The following is an 899-nucleotide window of genomic DNA, read 5'->3' on the forward strand; positions in this document are numbered from 1 at the left end:
GGGGTGGGGGTGGCAGAGGTGAGGGAGGCGAGGCCCAGGCGGAGTGAGGAGCCCATGCCCTCCGACCAGTCGGGGTTGTCGACGACGGTGCAGTCGGAGAGGTCGGCGCGCTCGCGGACTTCGGCGGCCGAGGCGCCGAGCACGACGTGGATCGGGTCGCAGCCGGCGTCGCGGAGGACGCGGATGGCGTTCTCGACGAGGGGGCGGCCCCGGTGCGGGAGGAGGGCCTTCGGGTGGCCGCCCAGGCGGCGGCCGCCGCCGGCGGCCAGGAGGAGGCCGGCGATTCTGGGTGTGGGTGTGGGTGTGGGGGTGGGTTTGGTTGGGGTGGGTTCGGTGGTGGGGTCGGTGGTCATGGGTTCTGCTTACCACTCGGGTGGTGGTTCACCCGAAGTCGTCCACTGCTCGTCTTAGCTGGCTCAGGGCCGGTGCCAGCGCGCTCACCGACCCCAGGGCGCCGGCCACCGTCAACAGCGAGCGGCGCAGGCGGCGTACGTCGGGTTCCGGGGCGGCGCCCGAGGTCATGGCGTGCAGCGCGGCCAACTCGTCCTCGGCGATGGGGAGCTCCGCGAACTCGCCCCGATAGACCGCTAGTTCCCGTCTGAGCCGGGATACGGCGCGCCGAAGCTCGGCCACCCTCGGGCTCTCGCCGCCGGTTGCCGTTCTCGGGCTCTCGTCTCCATCCGCCACGCATCCGGATTCCACGCGCGCAGTCAATCGCGCCGATGCCACCCGCGCCAGCACCGCACCACCGCTGGCCGGTTCGAAGCGGTGGCCGGGGTGGGGCTTGCGAGGTTGGGGTTGGGCGGGGTCGGAGTGGTGGGCGGGGTTGGGCCTGTCCGCCTGCCGAGGGTTTCCGGGCCGGGTCGGGGCGTCAAGGGCGCCCTTCGGGCGTCGCCTGC

At 73.5% G+C, this 899-nt stretch carries 2 protein-coding genes; both read right to left on the reverse strand.

The genetic code is table 11. From position 1 onward, the window contains the following. Window positions 1–353: NTP transferase domain-containing protein (locus IF43_RS0135565; protein ID WP_158939694.1), on the reverse strand; the 353-nt coding region annotated here is incomplete at its 3' end. A gap of 28 nt (window positions 354–381) precedes the next feature. After that, window positions 382–687 (reverse strand): DUF5955 family protein, encoded by a 306-nt coding sequence (locus IF43_RS0135570; protein WP_030211169.1) that lies wholly within the window; start codon window positions 685–687, stop codon window positions 382–384. Window positions 688–899 lie beyond the last annotated feature (212 nt).

This window comes from Streptomyces sp. NRRL S-87 (assembly GCF_000719335.1).
GTDB lineage: Bacteria > Actinomycetota > Actinomycetes > Streptomycetales > Streptomycetaceae > Streptomyces.